Raw genomic sequence first — 24,692 nt, 5'->3', positions numbered from 1 at the left:
CACGGTCGTGGTGTGCAGGCGGTGGATCGTGACTGCAGAAGCTGACGGACGGGCCGATTCGCCAAACGATACATGCCGCCTAGACAGCTTTCCCAAACGATTCCCTCTTGTGCCGCGGTGCCGCGCAAAAGGCGGCTCGTCGCGGCGTTGATCGCCGTTCCGGGTCTCATGCCCGCGCTCGCTCACGCCCAACTGGCGGGCGAGGCCGCGCAGCCGCAGCCCATCGACCCGCCCTGGGGCATGCAGCTCGCCCCGCAACTCGAAGATCATGTGCTTCAGCCGGGGCAGAAGCCGGCCACGTTCGTCCTCGGCGATTCGACCAACGGCACGACCGATCAGGACGTGGCCGTCAAGGGCTCGGCTGAAGTGCGCCGCAATACTGTCGTGATCAAGGCCGACGCGCTGCATTACGATCAGGACACGGACATGGCCGACGCATACGGCCAGGTCCGCATGAACAACAACGGCACCACGTTCGCCGGACCGGAAGCGCACATGCGCGTGGATTCGAGCGAAGGCTTCATGACCGCGCCGAAGTACCACTTCAACGTAACGGGCGGTTCGGGCAGTGCGGAGCGCGTCGACCTGCTCGATAACGAGCGCTCGGTGTTCACCAAGGGTACTTACACCGCCTGCGCGTGCGCGGACGATCCGGCTTGGTACATCAAGGGCAGCGAATTCGACTTCGACACCGGCGCCGACGAGGGCGTGGCCCACAACGGCGTGCTGTTCTTCCAGGGCGTGCCGGTTTTCGCGTCGCCGTGGCTGTCGTTTCCGCTGTCCGGCGAGCGGCGCAGCGGTATCCTGCCGCCCACGTTTTCGCTCAGTTCGACGAACGGCTTCGAACTGTCGGTGCCGTATTACTTCAACATCGCGCCAAATCGCGATCTGACGGTTACGCCGCGCATCATTTCGAAGCGCGGTGTGCAGTTGCAGAGCACGTTCCGCTATCTTTCGCCTACGTATTCCGGGTCGATCTCCGGCGAGTTCCTGCCGGACGACCGGCTGACCAAGACGAACCGCTACGCGCTGTACATCCAGCACAACCAGAACTTCGGCAACGGGTTCGGCGGCTACATCTACTACAACAAGGTTTCGGACAACACGTATCCGGAAGACCTGTCGTCGTCGGTCAATCAGTTCATGAACGGCACCCAGCTCCTGTATCAACAGGAAGCCGGGTTGACGTATAACAACGGCCCGTGGTCGGTGCTCGCACGCGAGCAGCACTGGCAGACGCTGACGCCGTCGGTCGCGCCGTATGGCCGCGAGCCGCAGTTGAACGTGAAGTACTCGAAGTACAACGTGGGTGGGTTCGACTTCGGCGCCGAAGCTGACTACACGAACTTCCGCATTACGACCGCGGACATGACCGAAGGTCAGCGGGTGCTGTTCAACCCGTACATTTCGTACTCGGTCGTCGGGCCCGGCTACTTCGTCACGCCGAAGGTGCAATGGCATTTCGCGTCGTATAACCTGCGCAACATCAGCGGCGACGTGCCGGTCGGGACGCCGAAGAATTTCACTGAATCAATCCCGACGCTGAGCTTCGACACGGGGCTCATTTTCGACCGTTCGGTCCGGCTCTTCGGCGAGGATTACATCCAGACGCTCGAGCCGCGTCTGTACTACGTGTACACGCCGTATCGCAATCAGGAGTCGGCGCCGCTCTTCGACACCGCCGAATCGGACTTCGGGCTCGCGGAAATCTTCACGCCGAACACCTTCGTCGGCAACGACCGCATTGCGGACGCGAACCGTCTGACCGCGGCCATCACCACGCGCTTCATCAACCCCGCAACGGGCGACGAACGCGCGCGTTTCGTGATCGCGCAGCAGTACTACTTCCAGGATCAGCGTGTCACGCTGCTCCCGAATCAGACGAGCACGCAAGCCACGCATTCGGACCTGATCGTGGGCGCGTCGCTCAAGCTCGGGGCTGGTTTCGCGTCGGAAACCGCGTTCCAATATAATGCCGACAACAATCAGCTGGTCAAGACGAGCGTCGGTTTCGGGTTCAGTCCGGCGACCGGCAAGGTGCTCAACGTCGGGTATCGCTACACGCGTGCGAACACCACGCTGGAGAATCAGCCTATCAATCAGGTGCTGGTGTCGGGGCAATGGCCGCTCACGCATCGGGTATTCGGGGTCGGGCGGTTCAATTACGATCTGGGGGGGCATCGGATCGTCGACGGGCTCGTGGGCTTGCAATACGACGCGGACTGCTGGACGCTCGGCGCCGGTATCCAGCGCTACGCAAACGGCCTGAATACGTCGGGGCAGCATCAGTCGAGCACGCGTTTTCTCGCGCAGTTGACGTTCAAGGGCTTGTCGAGCGTCGACAACGGGCTGATTTCCGCGTTCCGCAGCAGCGTGGCGGGCTACACGCCGCTGCCGCCTCCGCCGCCGCCCGAGTCGCGGTTCATCAATTACGAATGACGCTCGCCCGGTCGTTCATCGAATGCGAAAAGACGGGCCAGGCGTGCCCGACATCATTGGAGTATCTGTGGCAATCATGAAAAAGCTTCGCTTGGCAACGCTCGCGGCAGGTCTTGCCGCCGCGGCGTCTTTCCTGTCGGTTGCGCCGGTACAGGCGCAGGCGCTGGGCGGCAACCGCGGCGGCCAGACCGTCGACACGATCGCCGCAGTGGTCAACAACGGTGTCATCACACGGCGCGAGCTCGAAGAGCGCGTGGGCCTGATTACCCGGCGTCTGAGCCAGCAGAACGCCCCGATTCCGCCGGCCGATCAGTTGCGTCAGCAGGTGCTCAACCAGATGGTGCTGGAGCGCATCCAGTTGCAGAAGGCGAAAGAAGACGGCATCAATATCGACGACGCAGCGGTGCAGAAAACGCTCGAGCGTCTTGCGCAGGCGAACAACCTGTCGCTCGACGTGTACCGTTCGCGGATCGAGGCGCAAGGCGTGCCTTGGGCCACGTTCACGAGCGACGCGCGCACCGAGCTCACGCTTTCGCGTCTGCGTGAAAAGGAAGTGGACAGCAAGGTCACGGTGTCGGACGCTGAAGTCGCGAACTACATCGCCAGTCAGCGCGGCCCGAATGCCGGCGCGACGAGCGACCTGCACATGCAGCATATCCTGCTGAAGGCGCCGCTGAACGCGCCGCAAACGGATATCGAAGCGGCCCAGAAGAAGGCCGAGGCATTGCTCGCCGAAGCCAAGGGCGGCGCCAACTTCGAGAAGCTCGCGAAATCGAATTCGCAGGCGCCGGACGCATCGAAGGGCGGCGACATGGGTTTCGCCGCGCCGTCGAAGCTGCCGCCGGAATTCGTCAAGGCCGCCTCGGCGTTGCGTCCGGGGCAGGTCAATCCGGAAGTGATCCGCACCAACGACGGCTTTGAAGTCGTGCGCCTTGTCGACCGTCGCAGCGGTCAGGGCACGAGTTCGGACGCGCCGAAGCTCGTGCAAACGCACGTGCGGCACATCCTGCTGCGCGTGGGCGACGGCATGTCCGAGCCGCAAGCGCGCCAGAAGCTGCTCGAAATCAAGAAGGAAATCGCTGCGGGCGGCGACTTCGCGAAGTTCGCTCACACGTATTCGCAAGACGGTTCGTCGTCGCAAGGCGGCGACCTGGGCTGGATCAGCCCGGGCGAGACGGTGCCCGAATTCGAGCGCGCGATGAACACCTTGCAGGACGGTCAGATCAGCGACCCGGTGCGCAGCGAATACGGCTATCACCTGATTCAGGTGCTGGAACGCCGCGAGTCTGAAGGCTCCATCGCGCAGCAAATGGATCTTGCGCGCCAGGCCATCGGTCAGCGCAAGGCGGAGCAGGCTTACGCCGACTGGCTGCGCGAACTGCGCGACACCGCCTACGTCGAAGTAAAGCCCGACCTGTCTCGCGTTCAATAAACCTCATGAATTCCGCCGCCCCGTCAGCCAGCTTGCCGTTGCAGATCGCGATCACGACGGGCGAACCCGCCGGCGTCGGTCCCGAGCTGACCGCGCAGGCGCTTGCGGGCGCGGCGGCACACTGGCCCGGCGCGCGGTTCACCGTGCTGGGCGATGCGGCTCTTGTCGCCGAACGGGCGCGCTCAGTCGGCGTAGATTGGCCGGCGCTCGTGGCCGACGCGTCGCACATTCAGATGCAGCACCGGCCGCTCGGCGCGCCGGCTGTCGCGGGCAAGCTCAACGCGGCCAATGGACGCTACGTGCTGGATCTGCTGGATAGCGCGATCGACGGCGCAATGGCCGGCACATTCGACGCGATCGTTACCGCGCCGCTGCAAAAGAGCACCATCAACGACGCGGGCGTGCCGTTCACCGGCCACACCGAGTATCTCGCCGAGCGCACGCGCACGCCGCGCGTGGTGATGATGCTGGCGGGCACCGGCGAGCGTCCGTTGCGGGTTGCGCTCGCCACCACGCATCTGCCGCTGAAGGACGTTTCCTCCGCGCTTTCGGTGGAGGGCATCGTCGAAACGCTGCGTATTATCGATCACGATTTGCGGCATCATTTCGGGTTGCCTGCGCCGCGCATTCTCGTCACGGGATTGAACCCCCATGCCGGCGAGAACGGTTATCTTGGTCGCGAGGAAATCGACGTGATCTCGCCGGCGCTCAAGCTCGCGAACGGTGAAGGCATCGACGCGCGCGGCCCGTATCCGGCGGACACGCTGTTTCAGCCGCGTTATCTGGACGAGGCCGACTGCGTGCTCGCGATGTTCCACGATCAGGGCTTGCCGGTGCTCAAGTACGCGACGTTCGGCGAAGGCATTAACGTCACGCTGGGCTTGCCGATCATCCGCACGTCGGTCGATCACGGTACCGCGCTTGATCTCGCCGGCACGGGCCGCGCCGACGCGGGCAGCCTGATCGCCGCCATCGACACGGCCGTTCTCATGGCGCAACATCGCCGCGCGGGCTGATTCAACGTCGCATCGGCGCCTCGCGCGTAATCATTTCCAGGCAGTTTTCTTTCTTTAGCGTTTCTTCGATGTCCACCAGCAGACAGCAGCAGGGCCGGCACCAAGGCCATATCGCGCGCAAGCGTTTCGGGCAGAACTTCCTGGTCGACATGGGCGTGATCGATTCGATCGTCGATGTGATCGGGCCGCAGCGCGGCCAGCGCATGGTCGAAATCGGGCCGGGGCTCGGCGCATTGACTGAACCGTTGATCGAGCGTCTCGCGACGCCCGAGGCGCCCTTGCACGCGGTCGAGCTTGACCGCGATCTGATCGGGCGTCTGAAGAACAAGTTCGGCGAGCTGCTCCAGCTGCACGCCGGCGACGCACTCGCGTTCGACTTCGGCTCGCTCGCCGCGCCGGGCGACGAGCCGTCGCTACGTATTGTCGGCAACTTGCCGTACAACATTTCGAGCCCGCTGCTGTTTCATCTCACTGCGTTTGCGCACCGTGTGATCGACCAGCACTTCATGCTGCAGAACGAAGTGGTCGAGCGGATGGTGGCCGAGCCAGGCACCAAGGCCTTCAGCCGTCTCTCGGTGATGCTGCAATACCGCTACGTCATCGACAAGCAGCTGGACGTGCCGCCCGAGGCATTCCAGCCGCCGCCCAAAGTCGATTCGGCAATTGTGCGAATGATCCCGTATGCGCCGCACGAACTCACGCCCGTGGACCAGCGCGTACTCGGCGAAGTGGTGACGGCGGCTTTCTCCCAGCGTCGCAAGATGTTGCGCAATACGTTGGCTGCGTTGCGCGATACCGTCGATTTCGACGCCATTGGCTTCGACCTGCAGCGCCGCGCCGAAGACGTGCCGGTGGCCGAATACGTGCGCGTCGCACAGATCGTGGCGGGTAAGCGTTAAGCGGTGGGCGCGGGGGGTAGAGCGCTGGGGTTCGTGGGCTGAAGCGTCGGCAGGAGTTCCGAGCCGTTGAGCCGGGAGTTCAGGCGCAATGGTTACGGACGAAAGCTCGAGCCGTTCAGCGCTTTCCCGGCGCATTGACCAGCGCGATGCCGGTCAGCACGAGTGCTGCGGCCATCAGAAACCGCAAGCTGAATGACTCGCCGAGCAGCAGCACTCCGAAGGTGACCCCGAACATCGGTGTGAGAAACGAGAACACCGACAGGCGCGAGGCGACATAGCGCGTGAGCAGCCAGAACCACACCAGATAGCTGACGAACGCGACCACCACCGCCTGATACGCGAGGCTCGCGATCGCCAACGGCGTAACCGTGTCCACGTGTGCCTCGCCGAACGCAAGCGCCAGCACAAGCAGCACCACGGCGGATACCGCCAGTTGATAGAAGAGCGTCTTGCTTGCGCTGGAGTGCGCAAGCCGCGTCGCGCGCACCACGACGGTCGTCGCCGCCCAGGCAATGCCTGCGAGCACGCCGAGTGCGTCGCCGGCTACAGCGGCCAGCGACGCGCTGCGCGCCGTTGCGCCATGCAGGAAGCCATCCGCGAAAGCCAGCGTGATGCCGGCAAAAGCCACGAAAATGCCGAGCCATTGAATGCGCCGCATCCGCTCGCCATCGACGAACCAGTGCAAGCCCAACGCCGTAAAGCAAGGTGCGGTGTACAGAAAAACCGCCATGCGCGACGCACTCGTGAGTGTGAGTCCGAGGAAGATGCACACGAACTCGGCAGCGAACAGGACGCCCGCCAGCAGACCAGCGCTCAGCGTGCCGTCGTCGCGGAAAAGCGGCGTGCCGCGCGAGCGCGCCCAGCCCCAGACCAGCAGCGTGGCGATCGCCGAACGCAAGCCCGCCTGGAAAAGCGGTGGCAACGCGGCGTTGGCGCTTTTGATCGCCACTTGCTGGAATCCCCAGATCGCGCACAAGCCGACCATCAGCAGGATGGCGAAGCCGTCGGGGGTGCGTCGCGTGGGAAGGGCAGTGGTGCTCATGGCGTTGTGGTGACGAAAAGGGCAGGACGGGGTTGTCCGGCGCAGCGCGTACGATACCAAACCCGCTCGCGCGTCCATTCGATGACCCCACCGCCTACGCGTGCTTCCGACAAGTCGCAAGTCATTTGCGAATTCCGGGACGCCTGCGCAACTCCCGCGCAACACCTCGCGCAACATCTATTTCTTACCATCCTGATTTCGCGCTAAGGTTCGACGACATGTTCTGTCGGTACTTTCGTACGCGCTGCGTCGCGGAATCGGGCTTCAGCAGCTTCAGTCGCTTCAGTAAGAAGCCGGCCACCGGGCGATGCGTCGCGTGAGCAGACAAACTCCATCCGCGCAAAGCGGAGCCTGTACGAGGAAACGGCATGAAGACCCTCAGCAGAGGCGCGGCGGTCGTGGCGTTGGTATCGTTCGGTTGTCCAGTTGCGCAAGCTCAATCGAGCGTGACGCTTTACGGCGTGGTCGACGAGAGCGTGCGCTACCTGACGCATGCCAACAAAGCGGGCGACTCTTCTCTCGGGCTGGGCACGGGCGGCATGACGCAAAGCCGCTGGGGGCTGAAAGGCGTCGAGGACCTTGGCGGCGGGTGGTCTACCTTCTTCAAACTCGAAAATCGCCTGTACATCAACAGTGGACAGAGCGATCCGACCTTGCCGTTCTTCAACGAAGCGCAGGTCGGTGTGCGCTCCACTTCCTACGGGCAGGTCATTTTGGGCCGTCAGTACAACGTGATGATCGAGGGCATCACGGTAGGCGGTTACGGCAGCAATCCGTGGATTCCTTACGACTTCAGCTTTCAGCCCGAGGTGACGATGACGGGCGGCATCTGGACCAGTAATCAGGTGCAGTACCAGGCAAAGTACAACGGCTTGAGCTTCGCGGCGGGCTACGCGTTCGGCGGCAACGCCGGCAATTCGTACGGCAGCCAGATCGGCGCGGCGGCCGCTTATGCGCCCCCGGGAGGACCATTCACCGTCGGCGGCGCATACGAGGAGTCGAAAGACTCGGTCAACGGAGCCTCGGCCAAAGCGTGGACATTCGGCGGCTCGTACACGTGGAACAAAACGCGCTTTGCGCTGGGTTACATCGTCAATCGGGCCGACGCCGGTTTCTCAACTTTCGCGAACGGACCGTTTACGGCTGCCGCGCTGACCGCGCTGAAATACACGGACTTTTCGCGACGACGCATGTTCATGGGCGGTATCACGCAGCAGGTGGGCGACGCCTGGCACCTCGCGGCCAACGTCTGGCGCACGCTGCAGGACGGCAAGACCGCGGCCAAAGACGGTTCGGCATGGCAATATCAGCTCGTCGCGGACTACAACCTGTCAAAGCGCACTGATGTGTATGTGGAAGGCGATTATTCGCTGTATCGCGGCGATCTGATCGGCGCGCAACTGCAAGGCGTGAATGGCGTCGGGCTCGCGCAAAAAGGCTCGCAAATCGGCTTGATGGCGGGGCTGCGGCATCAGTTCTGACATATGGGTACAAGGCGGCGCGGCGCGCGCTCCACGCCGCCCGCTGAGCGCCGGCGTCCCTGCAACGACGGTCGATTCCGGGTACATTTACGGTCTCGACATCAAGCAACAGGGAGTACACGATGCGCCTGCTTCACACCATGCTCCGGGTCGGCGACCTGGACCGTTCGATCGCGTTCTACACCGAACTGCTCGGCATGAAGTTACTGCGCCGCGAAGATTATCCGGACGGCAAATTCACGCTGGCGTTCGTCGGCTACACGGACGAGCGCGACGGCACTGTCATCGAGTTGACGCACAACTGGGACACGCCGGCCTATGACCTCGGCAACGGCTTCGGGCATCTCGCCGTCGAGGTGGAAGACGCCTATGCCGCATGCGACAAAATCAAGGCGCAAGGCGGCACGGTTGTGCGCGAAGCGGGGCCGATGAAACACGGCACCACCGTCATTGCGTTCGTCACCGATCCGGACGGCTACAAGATCGAGTTCATCCAGAAGAAAAAATAAGCGCCGGCGCCTGCGAGCCGAGGTCTCATTCGATCACGTCATGAACAACAACAATCCCTACTTCAACGAACTCGATGCGATCCACGTCGAAATCGAGGCCTTGTTCGACGGTTCCGCGGACGACCTCGCGCTCGAACGGATCATGGCGCGCTTCGCGCCGCAGTTCACGTTGATCATGCCGTCCGGCGCCGCGCTCGATCGCGCCGCGCTGCGCGAGACGTTCGCGAGGCTGCGCGGCGCGCGGCCAGGCTCGCAGATCGACATTCGCGACAGGGAGATCGTCGTCGAATATCCGACTGGCGCGGTCGTGAAATATCGCGAGTATCAGCGGGACAATGCGGGCAATGCGAACGTGCGGCGCTCAACCGCAGTGATGGACGTCGACGCGCAAGGCAAGGTGACGTGGCGTCATCTGCACGAGACGTTTTGCACGGAGTAGGTCGCGCGGCGTTGATCACTGTCCATGCCGCGTCGGCCATTCACGTGCTGCGGGAAAACACGAGAAACGCCGGCTCTAGAGCGTCGGCAGCAGTTCCGGCGGATGCGACTTCAGCGTCTGCCGCGCTTCGCGGAATTCCGGAAAAATCGATTCGACCGTTTGCCAGAAGCGCGGGCTGTGATTCATTTCCCGCAGATGCGCCAACTCATGCGCGACGACGTAATCGATGATGGAAAGCGGAAAGTGAATCAGCCGCCAGTTCAGGCGAATCTTGCCGTCACTCGAACAACTACCCCAACGCGTGGCCGCTGAAGAAAGCGCATACGCGCGATAGTTGACGCCCAGCTTCTCCGCGTAAATGGCGAGGCGCTCGCCGAACACACGCTTCGCTTCGTTCTGCAACCAGCCTTGCACGCGGTCCTTGATCTGCTGCGGGTCCGCTTGCAGAGGCAGCGGCACTTGCAAGGCGGAGTCGGTCGCGCTAAATGCGAGCGTGCCTTGCGGCGAGCCGAGCGTTACGCGCACCGGCTGCCCGAGATAGGGCACCTCGGCGCCGTCTTTCCAGTCGACCTTCGGCAACGCGCGCTGTTCGACGCGCGTTTGCCATTCGATCAGCTTCGTGAAAATCCAGCGCTGTTTTTCGGTGATCGCGGTTTCGATATCGGCGAGCGTGACCCAACGCGGCGCAGTGATCGTTAGACCGGTGCTGTCGATTGCGAAGCCGATCGAGCGGCGCGCCGAACGCTTGAGCGCGTAATGCAGCGTGCGCGACCCGATGACGAGACTGCGCAGCTTGCTGCCGTCTGGTGCAAGCGGCACCGCGGGCTGCTGACCCTGAGGCGTTGCCGAAGGCGCGGACGGTGAAGGGGACGACGAAGTCGACCCCGGCTCTGCGAAGAGCGGGAGATCGAGTTGCCGGTTATCGAGCGCCGCAGCGGGCTGCGGCGTAGGAGACTTCTGCATCGGATTCGGCTTCGCGCAAGTACGCCTTCGAGGGCGTGGGCGCGTCAGATAGGTGCGGCGGCGGAACTGCTTCCCGCCGCGCGATACGCAGTAGGATCGATGCGACGCATTTCAGCTTCGATCCACTGTTCGACGCGCGTGTTCACTTCGTCGGGCGTGAGCCCCGTGGTCTCGATCGGCTTGCCGATCGACACTGTGACTATACCCGCATATTTGATAAACGAGTTGCGAGGCCACACGCGTCCGGCGTTGTGAGCGATCGGCACGACCGGCGCGCCGGTTGCAATCGCAAAACGCGCACCGCCGGTTTTGTACTTGCCCTGCTTGCCAGTCGGCGTGCGTGTGCCTTCCGGAAACATGATCACCCAGGCGCCTTCCGCCATGCGTGCCTTGCCTTGCCTGATCACCGATTCGAACGCGTACTTGCCTTCTTTACGGTCGATATGAACCATCTTCAGGAGGCCGAGCGCCCAGCCGAAAAACGGCATATACAGCAACTCGCGCTTGAACACGTAGCACAGCGGCCGAGGCATCAAGGCGGGAAACGCCAGCGTTTCCCATGCCGATTGATGCTTCGACAACAACACCGCCGGACCGTTGGGCAGGTTCTCCATGCCCTCGATCTTGTAGCGGATACCGTTGAGCCAGCGCACCGCGTTGAGCGTTGCACGGCACCAGCCGGCCGCCATCCAGTAGCGGCTATCGGCGCGCATGAACGGGAACGCAATGAAGCATGCGGTCGCGTACGGCACCGTGAACACGATGAAGTAAATCAGCAGCAGCAAAGAACGAATGAAGCGCATCGGCGTGGTCAGTAAGAGGTGGGGACTCGCGTGGTACGCATCACTCTTGAGCGTCGGCGAGGAAGTCGAGCGCGAACGCTCGCAGGTCGTCGTGGACGACGGTGCCATCCGGCAGGCCGCCCGCCGTGAGCGTCTTGCGGCCTTTGCCCGTGAGCACCAGATGAACCGGGTGGCCGAGCGCCGCGCCCGCTTGCAGGTCGCGCATCGCGTCGCCGACCACCGGCGTGTTTTCCGGGTCGACCTCGAAACGCTCGTTGATCATCTTCAGCATGCCGGGCTTCGGCTTGCGACATTCGCAGTGGTCTTCCGCCGTGTGCGGGCAGAAGAACACCGCGTCGATGCGCCCGCCTACGGACGCCGCCATGCGATGCATCTTGAGATGCATTGCGTTGAGTGCGTTCATGTCGAACAGGCCCCGGCCGATGCCCGACTGGTTCGTTGCGACCGCTACGCGATAGCCCGCCTGGCTGAGACGCGCAATCGCTTCGAGCGAGCCCGGCAACGCGACCCACTCGTCCGGCGACTTGATGAACGCGTCGGAGTCGGCGTTGATCACGCCGTCGCGGTCGAGGATCACCACTTTTTTGGTCGGCATGGCGTGCGGCTCAGGCGGCGAGTCGGGAAATGTCGGCGACGCAATTCATCTGCTGATGCAGCGCGCCGAGCAACGCCAGACGATTCGCGCGCAGCGCCGGATCTTCAGCGTTGACCATCACGTCGTTGAAGAACGTGTCGACCGGTTCGCGCAACGCGGCAAGCGCGGTAAGCGCGCCCGTGTAATCGCGTGCGGCGAGTTGCGACTGCACGCGCGGCGCTACCTGCTCCAGCTGCGCATGCAAGGCCTTTTCCGCCGGTTCGAAGAGCAGCGTGACCTGCACGCCGCCGGTGGCGGTCGCGCCTTCCGACTTCTTCAGGATGTTCGAGATGCGCTTGTTGGCTGCCGCGAGCGATGCCGCTTCCGGCAATGCCGCGAACTCGCGTACTGCATCGAGGCGCGCGACGATATCGTCGAGACGCGTCGGGTTGAGCGCGAGCACCGCGTCGATTTCGCCCGGCGCGTGACCGCGTTCGCGCAACAAACCACGCAGACGATCCATGCTGAAGTCGTAGATGGCTTGCGTCGAATCGACGACGTTCGGCACTGCGGCAAATTGCGCGTAAGCGGTGCGCAGCAGTTCGACGAAGTCCACGGCCAGTTGCTTCTCGACCAGAATGCGCAGCACGCCGAGCGCGTGACGGCGCAACGCGAACGGGTCTTTCTCGCCGGTGGGTTGCAAACCGATGCCCCAGATGCCGACCAGCGTTTCGAGCTTGTCGGCCAGCGCGACGACCGTGCCGGTTGCCGTGCCCGGCAACGCGTCGCCGGAAAAACGCGGCTGATAATGTTCCGAGCATGCGAGCGCGACTTCTTCCGGCTCGCCGTCGTGGCGGGCGTAGTAGGTGCCCATCGTGCCTTGCAGCTCGGGGAACTCGCCGACCATGTCGGTGATCAGATCGGCCTTGGCCAGACGCGCGGCGCGCCTGGCGAGCGCCACGTCCGCGCCGATCAGTTCGGCGATCGCGCCGGCCAGCGATTCGACACGCTCCACGCGTTGCAGCGCCGAGCCGAGCTTGTTGTGATACACGACGTTCGCAAGCAAGGGCACGCGGTCGGCGAGCGGCTTCTTCTTGTCCTGCTCGAAGAAGAATTTCGCGTCGGCCAAACGCGGGCGCACCACACGCTCATTGCCTTCGACGATATCGCCAGGCGTGGACGTTTCGATGTTCGACACGATCAGGAAGCGCGAGCGCAGCTTGCCGTTCTCATCCGTCAACGCGAAGTATTTCTGGTTCGTCTGCATGGTGAGGATCAGACATTCCTGCGGCACTTGCAGGAATTCGTCCTCGAAACGGCATGCGTAGACCACCGGCCATTCGACCAGCGACGTCACTTCGTCCAGCAGCGATTCAGGCATCACGACCTGATCGCCGTCAGCGTGCGCAAGCAGATGCGTGCGGATGGTTTCCTTGCGGTCGGCGAAGTTCGGTACCACACGGCCTTTGTGCATCAGCGTGTCGGCATATGAATCCGCGTGCTGAATCTGCACGAAGCCTTCGGACAGGAAGCGATGACCAAGCGTGGTGTCGTCAGCGTCGATGCCGAGCGCACTGACCGGAACGATCTGCTCGCCATGCAGCGCGGTCAGGCGATGCGCCGGCCGCACGAACTGCACGTTCGTGCCGTCGGGGCGCTGGTAGGTCATGACCTTGGGAATAGGCAGCTTGGCAAGCGTTTCGTCGAGCGCAGCCTGCAGGCCTTCTGCCAGCGTGGCGCCCGGCGCGGCGTAGCGCAGGAAGAAGGCTTCGGCCTTACCGTCCTGCGCGCGCTCCAGGTCGTTCACTGAAAAGTCGGGGAAGCCGAGCGCAGCGAGCTTTTTCGCGAGCGGCGCGGTGGGCTGACCGTCTTTATCGAGCGCGACGGAAACCGGTAGAACCTTTTCGCGCACATGCTTTTCCGGCGCAACCGTACGCACGTTTTTGATTGTGACTGCGAGGCGGCGCGGCGTCGCATAACGCTCGAATGACAGCTCGCCTTCGATCAGATCGCGCGCCGCGAGGCGCTCCGCAATACCTTCCGCGAAGGCGTCGCCGAGACGGGCAAGCGCTTTCGGCGGCAGTTCCTCGGTCAGCAGTTCGACCAGCAGCGTAGCTTGATGGGATTGAGTCATTTCTTGATGTTCTCGTCAGTCCGGGTCGATCTTGCGTTCGACTTTCAGCGGCGGCGCCCACGCGGGCATGGCGGCGTCCTGCTCGTCGGTGGTGAGGCCGGGCACGGCGTGCACCGGATTGCCGAGCATCGGGAAACCGAGCTTCTCGCGTGAATCGTAGTAGGCCTGCGCGACCAGGCGCGACAGCGCGCGAATCCGGCCGATGTAGGCCGCGCGCTCCGTGACCGAGATGGCGCCGCGCGCGTCGAGCAGATTGAATGTGTGGCCGGCCTTCAGCACGAGCTCATAGGCGGGCAGCGCGATCTGCGCTTCGATCATGCGCTTCGCTTCGGCTTCGTAGCTGTTGAAGAACGTGAACAGAAGATCGACGTTCGCGTGCTCGAAGTTATACGTGGACTGTTCCACTTCGTTCTGGTGGTACACGTCGCCATAAGTGAGGCGGCGCGTTTCCGGGCCGTTCGGGCCTTGCTCCTCCCACTCGGTCCAGACGAGGTCGTAGACGTTCTCGACCTTTTGCAGATACATCGCGAGGCGCTCGAGACCGTACGTGATTTCGCCGAGCACCGGCTTGCAGTCAAGGCCGCCGACCTGCTGAAAATAAGTGAACTGGGTCACTTCCATGCCGTTCAGCCACACTTCCCAGCCGAGTCCCCACGCGCCGAGCGTGGGATTTTCCCAGTCGTCTTCGACGAAGCGCACGTCGTTCTGCTTCAGGTCGAAGCCGAGTGCTTCGAGCGAGCCGAGATACAGATCGAGGATGTTCTCCGGCGCCGGCTTCAGCACCACCTGATACTGGTAGTAATGCTGCAGGCGGTTCGGGTTCTCGCCATAGCGGCCGTCTTTCGGGCGGCGCGACGGCTGCACGTAGGCGGCGCGCCACGGTTCCGGGCCGACCGCGCGCAGGAAAGTGTGGACGTGCGAGGTGCCCGCGCCGACTTCCATGTCGATCGGTTGGAGCAACGCGCAACCCTGCTTATCCCAATAGGATTGCAGTGTCAGAATGATTTGCTGAAACGTGAGCATGAAGTGCCTTTCGGGCATGAGGCCGCGCCGCGAGCGCGTGAGCGCGCGAGGCGGCCGTGGAGCGAAGTGCTAAACCTGCGATTTTAACGGAAAGGCGGGGGGGCGTCCGGTTTTGGGGAGGGACTGGCAGGACGAGCGGCGCTCCCTCACGCCACCGCCAACTCCGCCTTCGGCGAAAACGAATCGCTTTGTGCCACCGGCCACCACTTCTCATACAACGAGTAGCGGTATTTCCCGTTGAGCAGATCGTCCGGTTCGAGATACTTGAGCAACTCGGACATCAACTGCACCTCATGCGACGACACTCGCCGCACGATGTGATGCGCGCGCAACTCGGCGGGGTGTTTCAACCCGGCGGCCTGAATGATTTCCTTCAGCGCATGCAGCGTGTTGTGGTGGAAGCTGAACACGCGGTCGGCCTTGTCCGGTACGACGAGCGCACGCTGGCGCACCGGGTCTTGCGTCGCGACGCCGGTCGGGCAGCGTCCCGTGTGGCAGGTTTGCGCCTGAATGCAGCCCACCGCGAACATGAAGCCGCGGGCCGCGTTGACCCAGTCCGCGCCGATTGCGAGTGTCTTCGTGATGTCGAACGCGGTGATCATCTTGCCGCTCGCGCCGATGCGAATCCGTTGCCGCAAGCCGATGCCGACCAGCGTGTTGTGCACGAGCAGCAGGCCTTCCTGCAACGGCACGCCGACGTGATCGGTGAACTCGAGCGGCGCTGCGCCCGTGCCGCCTTCCGCACCGTCTACTACGATGAAGTCCGGCAGAATGCCCGTCTCCAGCATCGCCTTGGCAATGCCGAAAAATTCCCACGGGTGCCCGATACATAGCTTGAACCCGGTCGGCTTGCCGCCCGATAACGTGCGTAAGCGGTCGACGAATTCGAGCAGCCCGCGCGGCGTCGAAAACTCCGAGTGCGTGGCCGGCGAAATGCAGTCGCGGCCCATCGGCACGCCGCGCGTCTCGGCGATTTCAGGTGTGATTTTGGCGGCCGGCAACACGCCGCCATGACCCGGCTTCGCGCCTTGCGACAGCTTGACCTCGATCATTTTTACTTGGGGTTCGGCCGCCTGCTTCGCGAATTTTTCCGCGCTGAAGGTGCCGTCGTCGTTACGGCAGCCGAAATAGCCCGACGCGATTTCCCAGATGATGTCGCCGCCGTGCTCGCGGTGATACTTCGACATCGAGCCTTCGCCGGTGTCGTGCGCAAAGTTGCCTTTCTTCGCGCCGAGGTTCAGCGCCATGATCGCGTTCGCCGACAGCGAGCCGAAGCTCATTGCCGAGACGTTGAAGATCGACATCGAGTAAGGCTGCGCGCGTTCGGCGCCGACGACGATGCGGAAATCGTGACTATCGAGCGTGGTGGGCGCAAGCGAGTGGCTGATCCATTCGTGCGCGACGGCTTTGACGTCGACCTCGGTTCCATACGGGCGGCTATCGACGTCGTTTTTCGCGCGCTGATAGACGATGCTGCGTTGAGCGCGCGAAAACGGCTTTTCGTCGGTATCGCCTTCGACGAAATATTGGCGGATTTCCGGGCGAATGAACTCGAACAGAAAACGAAGATGGCCCCACAGCGGATAGTTGCGAAGAATTGCGTGCCGCTGCTGACCCAGATCGAAGAGGCCGAGCGCGACGAGCGCGAGCGGCACGGCGATCCACAGCCACGACATATGATGCGTCGCGGCGAGCGCCGCGCAAACGGCGAGGAGCGCGACTGCGCTCCACATGGCCAGATAACGTCGAGCAAACATGGGGACTCCGGTGCAGTGAAGATCGTCGCGGAGGGATCGCCGGCGCCGGCGGCGCGGACGGATCCACCGCGAAAGAAAACGAGCGACTGCCCGTCGGGAAAAGCGGACTGCCGGGAAAAGCGGACTGCCGGGAAAAGCGGACTGCCGGGAAAAACGGACTGCCGGAGACGCGAGCGGCTTTAACGCACGCTCAGCAACGCCGCTTTTTGCGGCTCGCTCGCGGTCGGCTGCGCAGTCGCAGCATGTTCGATGATGCCGCCGCCGAGGCACACGTCGCCATCGTAGAGCACCGCCGATTGCCCCGGTGTGACAGCCCATTGCGCATCGTCGAAATTGAGTTCGAAGAGGCTTTCGCCGTAGTTCGCTGTGGTGAACGTGCAGCGTGCATCTGCCTGCCGGTAGCGGGTCTTCGCGCCGCAGGCGAAGCCTTCCGCCGGCGGTTCGCCCGCGACCCAGCTCGTGTTGCCCGCGCTGAGCGTATGACTCAGGAGCCATGGATGATCGTGACCTTGCGCGACGTACAGCGTATTCGACGCGATGTCCTTACCCGCCACGAACCACGGCTCGCCGCTGCCTTCCTTGCTGCCGCCGAGACCGATGCCCTTGCGCTGTCCGAACGTGTAAAACGCGAGTCCGATATGCTCGCCGACTGTTTTGCCGTCGGTGGTTTTCATCGGGCCCGGCCTGGTCGGCAGATAGCGGTTCAGGAAGTCGCGGAACGGCCGTTCGCCGATAAAGCAGATGCCGGTGGAATCTTTCTTCTTCGCATTGGGCAGCGCGATCTGTTCGGCGATTTCGCGCACCTTCGTTTTGGGAATTTCGCCGAGCGGAAACAGCGTCTTCGACAACTGCGCCTGGTTCAACCTATGAAGAAAGTACGACTGATCTTTCGTATGGTCGAACGCCTTCAGCAGTTCGAAGCGGCCATTGTTCTCACGCACGCGCGCGTAGTGGCCGGTCGCGATGGTTTCCGCGCCGAGCGACATAGCGTGGTCGAGAAAGGCCTTGAATTTGATTTCGGCGTTGCACAGCACGTCCGGGTTCGGCGTGCGTCCCGCGGAATATTCGCGCAGGAACTCGGCGAACACGCGGTCTTTGTATTCGGACGCGAAGTTGACCGCTTCCACGTCGATGCCGATCAGGTCCGCGACCGACACCACGTCGATCCAGTCCTGGCGCGTCGAGCAGTACTCGCTGTCGTCGTCGTCTTCCCAGTTCTTCATGAACAGGCCGACCACGTCGTAGCCCTGTTCCTTGAGCAGCCACGCGGTAACCGACGAATCGACGCCGCCCGACATGCCTACTACGACTTTCTGCTTGCTCATAAGATGCTCACTGGGTACTGCGAAACTTCATGGATCGTGGGTCGATGCTGACGCGCGGTTTTATCCGCGGTTACCTTTTCGGCCCGACCGAATGCGTATGCACGAAGTCGAGCGGGAAACGCCGGCCTGCCAGGTAATCGTCGATGCATTGCATGACGAGCGGCGTGCGGTGCCGTTCGGGGCAGGCGCGCAGTTCGTCGGCGCTCATCCACAACGTTCGCACAATGTCGGGATCGAGCGCGCGTGTTGCCTCGCGTTCGCCGCCGGTGCCGCAATAAGTGAAGCGCAAATACGTGACGCCTTCACTGTCCGGCCGCTCGAAATGCGTCATGTACATGCCGACCAGTGCCTTGGGCGTGAACGGGTGCGCGGTTTCTTCGAGCGTTTCGCGGACCACTGCTTCCAGCAACGTTTCGCCGGCTTCCAGATGGCCGGCCGGCTGATTCAGGCGCAGACCGGCCGCCGTGTGTTCCTCGACCACGAGAAAGCGCCCGTCACGCTCGACGATGGCCGCGACGGTCACGTGCGGCAGCCAGGTTTCCGGTTTCATGGGTGCGCATTTTACCGTTTATAGGCACTCGCTGCCGGGAAGCGGGCGGCCGGCACGCCGGGCGGTTGGATCGCAGGCTGCGGGGCGCGCGGCTCGGACGCGACCCAGAACGGCCGCCGAACCCCGACACGCACGGTCCCGGGCGCGCCAGGCCACCGGCACCCCCGGATTGTCCCCGATTTCTGCGGCCCCCCATGTTTCGGGTAAAGTGAGGCGTTAGCCGTTGCACTTGCAAGCCGGCGTGCCTCGTCGGCCGATCTGTCGTCAAACAGTAAGTCGAGGAGGAAGCACGATGCACATCGGAGTGCCAGCCGAGACGCGCGCGCACGAAACCCGCGTCGCCGCGACGCCCGAAACGGTCAAGAAGTACGTGAGCCAGGGCCATCGGGTCACCATCCAGAGCGGCGCCGGTGCTGGCGCCAGCTTTCCCGACGACGCCTTCACAGCCGCCGGAGCGGAAATCGTCGACGCCGCCAGCGCGTTCGGCGCCGAGCTCGTCCTCAAAGTGCAGTCTCCAACCGAAGCCGAACTGCCGCTTCTCAAGCGCGGCGCAGTGCTGGTCGGCATGCTCGATCCGTTCAACGCAGAGAATGCGCTAAAACTGGCTGCGGCCGGCGTTACCGCGTTCGCGCTCGAAGCCGCGCCCAGAACGACCCGCGCGCAAAGCCTCGACGTGCTGTCGTCGCAGGCGAACATCGCCGGATACAAGGCCGTGCTGCTCGCGGCGACGCTGTACCCGCGCTTCATGCCGATGCTGATGACCGCGGCCGGCACCGTGAAAGCCGCGCGCGTGCTGATTCTCGGCGCGGGCGTGGCGGGCCTGCAGGCAATCGCGACGGCCAAGCGCCTCGGTGCCGTGATCGAAGCGTCCGACGTCCGTCCGGCTGTGAAAGAGCAGATCGAATCGCTTGGCGCGAAGTTTCTCGACGTGCCTTATGAAACCGATGAAGAGCGCGAAGCCGCCCAAGGCGTCGGCGGCTATGCGCGTCCCATGCCGCCCTCGTGGCTGCAGCGGCAGTCGGCGCTCGTCCACGAGCGCGCGAAGCAGGCCGACGTGGTGATCTCCACGGCATTGATTCCCGGCCGCGCGGCGCCGACGCTGATCTCAGTCGAAACCGTGCAGGCGATGAAACCCGGCTCCGTGCTGGTCGACCTTGCCGCGGGCCGCGGCGCGGACTATGAAGGGCAGCGCGGCGGCAACTGTCCGCTGACCGAAGCCGACAAGGTGGTCGTCAAGCATGGCGTGACGATTGTTGGCTACACGAATCTGGCCTCGATGGTGCCCGCCGACGCTTCGTCGCTCTATGCGCGCAATCTGCTCGACTTCCTGAAGCTGATCGTGACGAAGGAAGGCGCGCTGAATATCGACCTCGCCGACGACATCGTCGCCGCCACGCTGCTTGCCCGCGACGGCGAAGTCGCGCGCAAGGCATAAAACGAATCCACCGAGGAGAAACGGCGATGGAAGTGCTCAACCACACCGTCATCAACCTGATCATTTTCGTGCTGGCGATTTACGTCGGCTACCACGTGGTCTGGAACGTCACGCCGGCTCTGCACACGCCGCTCATGGCCGTGACGAATGCCATTTCGGCGATCGTGATTGTCGGCGCGATGCTGGCAACCGGCCTCACGCTCGGCACGCCGGGCAAGTTTTTTGGCACGCTCGCCGTCGCGCTCGCGGCGGTCAATGTGTTTGGCGGCTTCCTCGTCACGCGGCGAATGCTGGAGATGTTCCGCAAGAAAGAGCCGAAGAAGCTGATCGCCGACAAGAGCAAGGAGAACGCGTAATGAGCCTGAACGTCGTCACGCTGCTTTATCTGGTCGCGTCCGTCTGCTTCATTCAGGCGCTCAAGGGGCTGTCGAATCCGAAGACCGCGCGCATCGGCAATACGTTCGGCATGGTCGGGATGGCGATTGCGATTCTCACGACCATTGCCTTGATCGCGAAGCAGGCCACCGCGCTCGGATCGAATCTTGGCCTGGGTCTTGGACTGCTGCTGGTCGCTTTGATCATTGGCGGCGCTATCGGCGCGTTTGTCGCCGCGCGCGTCGAGATGACCAAGATGCCGGAGCTCGTCGCGGCCATGCACTCGCTGATCGGTCTCGCGGCGGTCTGCATTGCGTATGCGGTGGTGTCGGAGCCGGCCGCATTCGGTCTCGTCGATCCCGAGTACCCGGTGCCGGGCTTTCTGCCTTACGGCAATCGCGTCGAGCTGTTTATCGGCACGTTCGTCGGCGCAATTACTTTTAGCGGTTCGGTGATCGCGTTTGGCAAGCTCTCGGGCAAATACAAGTTTCGCCTCTTTCAGGGCGCACCGGTCGTGTACGCAGGCCAGCACCTGATCAACCTGATGCTCGCCATCGCGATGCTCGGCTTCGGCATCATCTTCTTTTTTACGCAGTCGTGGCTGCCATTCATTGTCATGACGGCGATCGCGTTCGTGCTCGGCGTGCTGATCATCATTCCGATCGGCGGCGCGGATATGCCGGTCGTCGTGTCCATGCTCAACTCGTACTCGGGCTGGGCGGCGGCAGGGATCGGCTTCTCGCTCAACAATCCGATGCTGATCATCGCGGGCTCGCTGGTTGGGTCCTCGGGTGCGATTCTGTCGTACATCATGTGCCGCGCGATGAACCGCTCGTTCTTCAACGTCATTCTGGGCGGCTTCGGCAATGAGGCGGGCGCGGCGGCAGCGGGCGGTTCGGCCGAGCAGCGTCCGGTGAAATCCGGTTCCGCCGACGATGCGTCGTTCATGCTCGGCAACGCCGAAACGGTCGTGATCGTGCCGGGTTATGGCCTTGCGGTGGCGCGCGCGCAGCATGCGTTGAAGGAACTGACCGACAAGCTCGTCGAGAAAGGCATTGAGGTCAAGTACGCGATTCACCCGGTGGCGGGACGGATGCCCGGCCATATGAACGTGCTGCTTGCCGAAGCCGAAGTGCCGTACGACATGGTGTTCGAGATGGACGACATCAACGGCGAGTTCGGCCAGGTCGATGTGGTGCTCGTGCTCGGCGCGAACGACGTGGTGAACCCGGCCGCGAAGAACGATCCCAAATCGCCGATTGCGGGCATGCCGATCATCGAGGCTTACAAGGCACGCACTGTCATTGTGAACAAGCGCTCGATGGCGGCGGGTTATGCCGGGCTCGACAACGACCTGTTCTACATGGACAAGACGATGATGGTGTTCGGCGACGCCAAGAAGGTGATCGAAGATATGGTGAAGGCGGTCGACTAGAAGCGCGTGGGAGTCTCGCGGATTTTTGACCGTTGACGCGGGACTCCGTCCACACCGGAAGTCTGTATTTTTAAAATCCGGCCGCCGCGACGCATCGCTCGCGTTGTCGCGCTAGCGCGGCTTTGCGTTGACGTGCCGCAACAGGTCCGCGAGCCGCCTGCCTTGCTGGTCCGGATAAGGTTCGTGCACTTCCAGTTCCTGAATCCGCTCCAGTCCAAAGTTGCGGAAGTCGCCGCGCAATTCACACCACGCGCCTAGCGTCCAGCGCGCACCCCAATACGCGAGCGCGAGCGGCCACACGCGGCGCTCGGTTGCCGCGCCGTTTGCATCGGTGTACGAAAAGCTCACCACTTGCCGGGTGTCGATTGCTCGATGCAGCGTGTCGAGCTGTGCCGAGAAATCACTCCTGATATGGAACGACGGCGCGAAGACAGCGAGTCTTTCGAGCGACGCGCGCTTGTCCGCCGGCATCGCCGAGGCAATCTTGGCGAGCGCGCCGCGCGCTCCGCTTGCAAAGTCGGCGCCGCCCCAGGATTCCAGCATGCGCGCGCCGGCGGCGAGTGCTGCGAGTTCGTCGGCGGTGAAGGTGAGCGGCGGCAAACTCGCCGCACGGCTCAGCCGGTAGCCAATGCCGGCCTCGCCCTCGATCGGCACGCCCGACAATTGCAGATCGCGCACGTCGCGATAGACCGTGCGCAGCGAGATGTTGAGCCAGTCGGCGAGTTGTTGCGCGGTGGTCAGGCGCCGGCCGCGCAGCAGTTCGGCGATCTGGAACAGGCGGTCGGCGCGGCGCGTCATCGTGGGCGTCTTGTAGAAGAGGACTGGGACAGTCCCGCGATGATAGCGCCGCATGCCGCGCTCCGGTCAGCGTTTCGGGCGCTGTGCGCGTGGTGTGGAGTGCCGCGCTGCGTACGCTTTGCGACCTAGCCGTTGGTCCGCGAGTGCAGGCCGAGGCGGTTGCCTTCGGTATCGGTGAAGAACGCGATATAGCCGATATCCTGCGGCAGCTTGACGACCGGACCGTCGGTCTTGCCGCCGGCTTCTTCGATGCGGGCGAGGGCGGCGTCCACGGTCGGCTGCGCGTTCAGATAGACGAGCACGCCGTCGCCGTTCGGCGTCATCGACGGACTATGGACGATCGCGCCGCCCGTCGCCGGTTCTTCGTAGCCGAACACGGCAATCGGCTGCCCGCCTATTTCCTGGCGATTCAATTTGACGTCGAGCGCGATTTCATAGAAGCGGACGGCGCGATCGAAATCGACGGACGGGATCTCAAACCATGCAACAACTTTCGACGATGCAGACATGACACTCTCCTGTTGACCCGAGCCAGTGCTTCAGCGCTTGCTCTGGTCCCATGCAAGATGGTTCGGTGGATGGACGGCGGATAAGCCGTATAAAGCGCCGGATGGCGTGAGGAGAAGTGTGCGGGCGTGCTGCTGACAGCGTGGTGTCAGTAGGGTGCGAGAAGGAGGAGTCGGGCGTGCGGTTTCGGCGACGCGAAAAAAAACCGCGGGAGTCGGTTCCGCGGTTTCTTTGGCCTGCTTCTGCTTTTACTTGTGCTTCGGTCTGTGCTCGGGTTTATGAGGTGCGCAAGCCGCGCCTCTACGCCGGAAAAACGGTGCGTGGCGAGCGGCTGGCGTCAGTCGGCGGGCGTGTCGTTCTGCGGCCGCTGGCGCACGCTGCCTGCGATGAGGTCGAAGCGGAACAGTCGGCATTCGAGCGCGCCGTTGAAGAGCGGCGTCTTGGTCGATTCGCGCAGACGCAACTGGCCGGGCAGCTTGCGGTCCGAAGTCAGGATGAACGCGTGCCAGCCGGTGAAGCGCTGCTTGAGCGCGTCGCCGAGCGACTGGAAAAATTCGCTGTCCGGCGTTTCTTCCTGGGCGCGGCGGAAGCTGTCGTCATCGCGATTATCGCGGTTGCGCGGCTCGCGGATTTCGCCGCGCGCGTTACGTCCGCGCACTTCGATCCGTTCGCCGTACGGAGGATTCGCGACGAGAATGCCCGGCTCGGAGCTCGGCGGCGTCATGCCGCGAGCGTCGACCTGTTTGAGCGGGATCGACGGCAAGCCTGCGCGCTGGAAATTCGCACGCGCTTTGTCGAGCATGTCGCCGGAAATATCGCTGCCAAATATCTGCAGATCGGCGCGCGAGGTGCGAGCGGCGTGCTTGGCGTCGAGTGCGGCGGCCTTCAGTGTTTGCCAGGTTTTGCTGTCGTATTGCTTGAGCTTTTCGAAGCCGAAGCGGCGTTCCGCGCCCGGCGCGATGTTCAGCGCGACTTGCGCGGCTTCGGCGAGGAATGTGCCGCTGCCGCACATCGGGTCGTACAGCGGCGTGCCTGCATTCCAGCCCGTCAGACGCAGGATGCCCGCCGCGAGATTTTCGCGCAGCGGCGCGGCGCCCTTGTCGAGGCGCCAGCCGCGCTTGAAGAGCGGATCGCCGGACGTGTCGAGGTAGAGCGTGCAGTCGGTCGCGGTGAGAAACGCGAACACGCGGACGTCGGGCGTCGCGGTGTCAATGTTCGGGCGCGCGCCGCTGACTTCGCGCAGCCGATCGCAGATGGCGTCCTTTACGCGCAGCGTGGTGAATTCGAGGCTGCGCAGCGGCGACTTGATCGCGGTAACGTCGACGCGCAAAGTTTCGTTCGCGGAGAACCACTGCTCCCAACGTTGTTCGACGGCGAGCGCGTAGATGTCCTGTTCACTGCGATACGGGCGATGCGCGATTTTCAGCAACACGCGGCTCGCGATGCGCGAATGCAGATTGGCCGCCATGCCGGCTGCCCAACCGCCGCGGAAGTGCACGCCGCCGGGGACTTGCGACCCCGCCGAGAATGGCGCGCCGTTCAGATGTTTCGCGGCGATTTCGGCGAGTTCAGTGGCGAGCGAGGCTTCGAGGCCGCGCGGGCAGGGGAGGAAGAAATCAAAGGACATGGGGTGGGGCGAGCCGGTGGGCGTTGGGTAAGGGCGTATTGTACGCGGTTGGCTGGCGCGTTTTTTCGCTGACGGAATGAAGGCGAGCGGTTCGAGAGCAGACCTTTCCGACGAGCACGCAGTGCGAGG

The 24,692-nt window shown here is 63.4% G+C and carries 22 protein-coding genes; 10 read left to right on the top strand and 12 right to left on the bottom strand.

All coding sequences use genetic code 11. The annotated features are described in order from the left end of the window. Window positions 1–72: 72 nt before the first annotated feature. The 4 genes from SB753_RS19195 (at window position 73) to rsmA (ending at window position 5,786) form a co-directional block, all read left to right on the top strand. Window positions 73–2,439 (top strand): LPS-assembly protein LptD, encoded by a 2,367-nt coding sequence (locus SB753_RS19195; RefSeq protein ID WP_410801329.1) that lies wholly within the window; start codon window positions 73–75, stop codon window positions 2,437–2,439. Between the two features lie 67 nt (window positions 2,440–2,506). After that, window positions 2,507–3,871: a peptidylprolyl isomerase gene (locus tag SB753_RS19190; RefSeq protein ID WP_020069649.1), complete on the top strand. Its 1,365-nt coding sequence runs from the start codon at window positions 2,507–2,509 to the stop codon at window positions 3,869–3,871. A gap of 5 nt (window positions 3,872–3,876) precedes the next feature. Beyond that, entirely contained in the window at window positions 3,877–4,887 is a 1,011-nt protein-coding gene (gene pdxA / locus SB753_RS19185; protein WP_410801327.1) for a 4-hydroxythreonine-4-phosphate dehydrogenase PdxA, read from the top strand. Window positions 4,888–4,955: 68 nt separating this feature from the next. Further along, window positions 4,956–5,786, top strand: a complete 831-nt coding sequence (rsmA, locus tag SB753_RS19180; RefSeq protein WP_020069651.1) for a 16S rRNA (adenine(1518)-N(6)/adenine(1519)-N(6))-dimethyltransferase RsmA — start codon at window positions 4,956–4,958, stop codon at window positions 5,784–5,786. Window positions 5,787–5,901: 115 nt separating this feature from the next. Here rsmA and SB753_RS19175 read toward each other — a convergent pair whose 3' ends face one another. Then, complete coding sequence (locus tag SB753_RS19175; RefSeq protein WP_410801325.1) at window positions 5,902–6,828, bottom strand: DMT family transporter; 927 nt, start codon at window positions 6,826–6,828, stop codon at window positions 5,902–5,904. 368 nt (window positions 6,829–7,196) lie between these two features. Here SB753_RS19175 and SB753_RS19170 point away from each other — a divergent pair, with 368 nt between their 5' ends. From SB753_RS19170 to SB753_RS19160, 3 genes are all read left to right on the top strand, one after another. Then, the gene (locus SB753_RS19170) at window positions 7,197–8,309 is read left to right on the top strand and encodes a porin (RefSeq protein ID WP_204522783.1); all 1,113 of its coding nucleotides are present in this window, start codon (window positions 7,197–7,199) and stop codon (window positions 8,307–8,309) included. 122 nt (window positions 8,310–8,431) lie between these two features. Beyond that, window positions 8,432–8,818, top strand: a complete 387-nt coding sequence (gene gloA, locus SB753_RS19165) for a lactoylglutathione lyase (RefSeq protein ID WP_020069654.1) — start codon at window positions 8,432–8,434, stop codon at window positions 8,816–8,818. Between the two features lie 40 nt (window positions 8,819–8,858). Then, window positions 8,859–9,257, top strand: coding sequence for a DUF4440 domain-containing protein (locus SB753_RS19160; RefSeq protein ID WP_088173131.1), 399 nt, complete (start codon window positions 8,859–8,861; stop codon window positions 9,255–9,257). Between the two features lie 75 nt (window positions 9,258–9,332). Here SB753_RS19160 and SB753_RS19155 read toward each other — a convergent pair whose 3' ends face one another. The 8 genes from SB753_RS19155 to SB753_RS19120 all read right to left on the bottom strand — a co-directional run bounded on the left by SB753_RS19155 (window position 9,333) and on the right by SB753_RS19120 (window position 18,386). Continuing rightward, window positions 9,333–10,220: a M48 family metallopeptidase gene (locus SB753_RS19155; protein WP_408413402.1), complete on the bottom strand. Its 888-nt coding sequence runs from the start codon at window positions 10,218–10,220 to the stop codon at window positions 9,333–9,335. A 44-nt stretch (window positions 10,221–10,264) separates the two neighbouring features. After that, entirely contained in the window at window positions 10,265–11,023 is a 759-nt protein-coding gene (locus tag SB753_RS19150; protein WP_410801322.1) for a lysophospholipid acyltransferase family protein, read from the bottom strand. Window positions 11,024–11,063: 40 nt separating this feature from the next. Beyond that, complete coding sequence (gmhB, locus tag SB753_RS19145; RefSeq protein ID WP_027777871.1) at window positions 11,064–11,618, bottom strand: D-glycero-beta-D-manno-heptose 1,7-bisphosphate 7-phosphatase; 555 nt, start codon at window positions 11,616–11,618, stop codon at window positions 11,064–11,066. A 10-nt stretch (window positions 11,619–11,628) separates the two neighbouring features. Then, window positions 11,629–13,731, bottom strand: a complete 2,103-nt coding sequence (gene glyS, locus SB753_RS19140) for a glycine--tRNA ligase subunit beta (protein ID WP_410801320.1) — start codon at window positions 13,729–13,731, stop codon at window positions 11,629–11,631. A 15-nt stretch (window positions 13,732–13,746) separates the two neighbouring features. Next, window positions 13,747–14,754, bottom strand: a complete 1,008-nt coding sequence (glyQ, locus tag SB753_RS19135) for a glycine--tRNA ligase subunit alpha (RefSeq protein ID WP_084690169.1) — start codon at window positions 14,752–14,754, stop codon at window positions 13,747–13,749. A 146-nt stretch (window positions 14,755–14,900) separates the two neighbouring features. Continuing rightward, window positions 14,901–16,511 (bottom strand): FMN-binding glutamate synthase family protein, encoded by a 1,611-nt coding sequence (locus SB753_RS19130; RefSeq protein ID WP_288824505.1) that lies wholly within the window; start codon window positions 16,509–16,511, stop codon window positions 14,901–14,903. Window positions 16,512–16,690: 179 nt separating this feature from the next. Continuing rightward, the gene (gene mnmA, locus SB753_RS19125; RefSeq protein WP_027777874.1) at window positions 16,691–17,836 is read right to left on the bottom strand and encodes a tRNA 2-thiouridine(34) synthase MnmA; all 1,146 of its coding nucleotides are present in this window, start codon (window positions 17,834–17,836) and stop codon (window positions 16,691–16,693) included. 70 nt (window positions 17,837–17,906) lie between these two features. Next, entirely contained in the window at window positions 17,907–18,386 is a 480-nt protein-coding gene (locus tag SB753_RS19120; RefSeq protein WP_410801318.1) for an NUDIX hydrolase, read from the bottom strand. Window positions 18,387–18,678: 292 nt separating this feature from the next. On the opposite strand from SB753_RS19120, the gene SB753_RS19115 reads away from it, so the two are divergent. The 3 genes from SB753_RS19115 to SB753_RS19105 are packed head-to-tail and all read left to right on the top strand — an operon-like array spanning window position 18,679 to window position 21,631. Further along, entirely contained in the window at window positions 18,679–19,821 is a 1,143-nt protein-coding gene (locus SB753_RS19115) for a Re/Si-specific NAD(P)(+) transhydrogenase subunit alpha (RefSeq protein ID WP_020069664.1), read from the top strand. 26 nt (window positions 19,822–19,847) lie between these two features. Beyond that, window positions 19,848–20,177: an NAD(P) transhydrogenase subunit alpha gene (locus SB753_RS19110; protein ID WP_006047931.1), complete on the top strand. Its 330-nt coding sequence runs from the start codon at window positions 19,848–19,850 to the stop codon at window positions 20,175–20,177. Further along, window positions 20,177–21,631: an NAD(P)(+) transhydrogenase (Re/Si-specific) subunit beta gene (locus tag SB753_RS19105; RefSeq protein WP_087750850.1), complete on the top strand. Its 1,455-nt coding sequence runs from the start codon at window positions 20,177–20,179 to the stop codon at window positions 21,629–21,631. The genes SB753_RS19110 and SB753_RS19105 overlap by 1 nt, the downstream gene beginning before the upstream one ends. 111 nt (window positions 21,632–21,742) lie before the next feature. Here the strand turns inward: SB753_RS19105 and SB753_RS19100 are convergent, their stop codons facing one another. The 3 genes from SB753_RS19100 to SB753_RS19090 form a co-directional block, all read right to left on the bottom strand. Beyond that, window positions 21,743–22,483, bottom strand: a complete 741-nt coding sequence (locus SB753_RS19100; protein WP_410801316.1) for a helix-turn-helix transcriptional regulator — start codon at window positions 22,481–22,483, stop codon at window positions 21,743–21,745. Between the two features lie 71 nt (window positions 22,484–22,554). Beyond that, window positions 22,555–22,938, bottom strand: a complete 384-nt coding sequence (locus SB753_RS19095; protein WP_087750848.1) for a VOC family protein — start codon at window positions 22,936–22,938, stop codon at window positions 22,555–22,557. Window positions 22,939–23,273: 335 nt separating this feature from the next. Further along, complete coding sequence (locus SB753_RS19090) at window positions 23,274–24,563, bottom strand: class I SAM-dependent RNA methyltransferase (RefSeq protein WP_020069668.1); 1,290 nt, start codon at window positions 24,561–24,563, stop codon at window positions 23,274–23,276. Between the last annotated feature and the right edge of the window lie 129 nt (window positions 24,564–24,692).

The organism is Paraburkholderia sp. SIMBA_053 (assembly GCF_046534895.1).
In the GTDB taxonomy this organism is placed as follows: Bacteria; Pseudomonadota; Gammaproteobacteria; order Burkholderiales; family Burkholderiaceae; genus Paraburkholderia; species Paraburkholderia caledonica.
Note: the sequence above shows the minus strand (reverse complement) of the source record. Positions and strands in the feature narration are given on the sequence as shown.

Bases quoted from the DNA above. Each gene is read 5' to 3' on its own strand.
- SB753_RS19195 (WP_410801329.1), top strand. From the start codon at position 73: ATGCCGCCTAGACAGCTTTCCCAAACGATTCCCTCTTGTGCCGCGGTG.
- pdxA (WP_410801327.1), top strand. From the start codon at position 3,877: ATGAATTCCGCCGCCCCGTCAGCCAGCTTGCCGTTGCAGATCGCGATC.
- rsmA (WP_020069651.1), top strand. From the start codon at position 4,956: ATGTCCACCAGCAGACAGCAGCAGGGCCGGCACCAAGGCCATATCGCG.
- SB753_RS19175 (WP_410801325.1), bottom strand. From the start codon at position 6,828: ATGAGCACCACTGCCCTTCCCACGCGACGCACCCCCGACGGCTTCGCC.
- SB753_RS19170 (WP_204522783.1), top strand. From the start codon at position 7,197: ATGAAGACCCTCAGCAGAGGCGCGGCGGTCGTGGCGTTGGTATCGTTC.
- gloA (WP_020069654.1), top strand. From the start codon at position 8,432: ATGCGCCTGCTTCACACCATGCTCCGGGTCGGCGACCTGGACCGTTCG.
- SB753_RS19160 (WP_088173131.1), top strand. From the start codon at position 8,859: ATGAACAACAACAATCCCTACTTCAACGAACTCGATGCGATCCACGTC.
- SB753_RS19155 (WP_408413402.1), bottom strand. From the start codon at position 10,220: ATGCAGAAGTCTCCTACGCCGCAGCCCGCTGCGGCGCTCGATAACCGG.
- SB753_RS19150 (WP_410801322.1), bottom strand. From the start codon at position 11,023: ATGCGCTTCATTCGTTCTTTGCTGCTGCTGATTTACTTCATCGTGTTC.
- gmhB (WP_027777871.1), bottom strand. From the start codon at position 11,618: ATGCCGACCAAAAAAGTGGTGATCCTCGACCGCGACGGCGTGATCAAC.
- glyS (WP_410801320.1), bottom strand. From the start codon at position 13,731: ATGACTCAATCCCATCAAGCTACGCTGCTGGTCGAACTGCTGACCGAG.
- glyQ (WP_084690169.1), bottom strand. From the start codon at position 14,754: ATGCTCACGTTTCAGCAAATCATTCTGACACTGCAATCCTATTGGGAT.
- SB753_RS19130 (WP_288824505.1), bottom strand. From the start codon at position 16,511: ATGTTTGCTCGACGTTATCTGGCCATGTGGAGCGCAGTCGCGCTCCTC.
- mnmA (WP_027777874.1), bottom strand. From the start codon at position 17,836: ATGAGCAAGCAGAAAGTCGTAGTAGGCATGTCGGGCGGCGTCGATTCG.
- SB753_RS19120 (WP_410801318.1), bottom strand. From the start codon at position 18,386: ATGAAACCGGAAACCTGGCTGCCGCACGTGACCGTCGCGGCCATCGTC.
- SB753_RS19115 (WP_020069664.1), top strand. From the start codon at position 18,679: ATGCACATCGGAGTGCCAGCCGAGACGCGCGCGCACGAAACCCGCGTC.
- SB753_RS19110 (WP_006047931.1), top strand. From the start codon at position 19,848: ATGGAAGTGCTCAACCACACCGTCATCAACCTGATCATTTTCGTGCTG.
- SB753_RS19105 (WP_087750850.1), top strand. From the start codon at position 20,177: ATGAGCCTGAACGTCGTCACGCTGCTTTATCTGGTCGCGTCCGTCTGC.
- SB753_RS19100 (WP_410801316.1), bottom strand. From the start codon at position 22,483: ATGCGGCGCTATCATCGCGGGACTGTCCCAGTCCTCTTCTACAAGACG.
- SB753_RS19095 (WP_087750848.1), bottom strand. From the start codon at position 22,938: ATGTCTGCATCGTCGAAAGTTGTTGCATGGTTTGAGATCCCGTCCGTC.
- SB753_RS19090 (WP_020069668.1), bottom strand. From the start codon at position 24,563: ATGTCCTTTGATTTCTTCCTCCCCTGCCCGCGCGGCCTCGAAGCCTCG.